Annotated in this window: 1 protein-coding gene and 1 pseudogene; both read left to right on the plus strand. The window is 70.5% G+C overall.

The window, feature by feature from the left end; genetic code table 11:
* Window positions 1-725 (plus strand): annotated as a pseudogene (locus tag D7X12_RS41365) (hypothetical protein); the annotation flags it as partial.
* Between the two features lie 8 nt (window positions 726-733).
* Window positions 734-1,255, plus strand: a complete 522-nt coding sequence (locus D7X12_RS41370) for a tetratricopeptide repeat protein (protein ID WP_120630566.1) — start codon at window positions 734-736, stop codon at window positions 1,253-1,255.
* Window positions 1,256-1,386 lie beyond the last annotated feature (131 nt).

Raw genomic sequence — 1,386 nt, forward strand, 5'->3', positions numbered from 1 at the left:
GGCCGGGGGGGCCAGGGCGTCCGGGGGGCAGTGGCACGTCGGGCTCCGGCTCCCTGGATCCGAACCTCGCCGGCTACCGGGATGCGCTCCGGGTGTTGGATCAGAACTGGGACACCTTCGACACGGCGGTGGGGGCGAAGGACGGGAAGCTGTCGATGGCGAACCTGGAGGCGTTGCTCGGCAGCCCGGCGGCGTCCCCCACGCTCAAGCGCGCCGCGCAGTTCTTCAAGGACAACCCGGAGTACTTCAACCGGCTGGAGACGGCCGCGGGCACCGGGAGCAAGGACGGCGTCGCGAGCCGCCAGGACCTGGGCGCGGAGCTGGCGGCGGTGGCGAAGCTGCCGGAGGTGCCGGGCGCGTCTTCACCGGGTGGCAGCGGCCGGAGCCCGGGCGGCACGCGGGCGCGGGACATCGTGGACAACCCGAACATGAGCATCGAGCAGAAGGTGCAGGCGCTGCTCATGGGCATCACCGAGGACACCGACGCGGAGCTGCTGGACGTGATGAACGAGATGGCGAGCGCGCGGGATGAGCGCGCGACGCTGGGCACCAGCGACCAGGACAAGGCGCGCGGCGCGAAGCTGGACACGAGCATGCAGGAGCTGGAGCTGCGGCTCCAGACGCTGATGGAGAAGCGCAAGGCCATGTTCGACCTGATGAGCAACATGTCGTCGAAGTTCAACGAGATGGCGAAGACGGCCATCTCCAACCTGCGCAGCGCGTGAGAGCCGCCATGGGACGCATCATCAAACACGAAGGCGGCGAGGGGCTGACGATGGAGACCGGAACGGCGCGCAGGCTGAAGTCCTTCGCGCGGGGGGAGACGACCTGGGCGGAGGTGGAGGGGATGACCTTCGAGGAGGCGAAGGCCATCGCGCAGGTGGGCTGCGACCTGGCGGCGGCGGGGCGGATGGAGGAGGCGCGCATCCTGTTCGAGGGGCTCGTGGAGGGGAACCCGAAGGACTCGGCGGCGCACGCGGCGCTGGGCACCGTGTACCAGAAGCTCGGGAGGGTGGAGGACGCGCTCACCGAGTACACGCACGCGCTGTCGGGGGATCCGCGCAACCCCGTGGCGCTGGCGGGCCGGGGGGAGCTGCACCTGCGCCGCGGCGAGCGTCAGGGCTTCACGGACATCGCCAACGCGGTGGAGGTGGATCCGCACGGTGAGACGTCCGCGGGACGCCGCGCGCGGGCCCTGGTGAAGGCCATCACGCTGGTGGCGGTGGAGAAGCTGAAGGCGGGCGCCCAGACGTAGCGCAGGGGCGCGAGGGCCGCCGCCAGGGCAGGGACGAACGAACGGGATTTCAAGACGGATATGCCGCCGGACAGTTGGGGAGCGGTCCGGGGGCATATCCGTCTTGAAATCCCGTTCGTTCGTCCCTGCCC

Origin of the sequence: Corallococcus sicarius, from assembly GCF_003611735.1 — a bacterium.
Classification (GTDB): domain Bacteria; phylum Myxococcota; class Myxococcia; order Myxococcales; family Myxococcaceae; genus Corallococcus; species Corallococcus sicarius.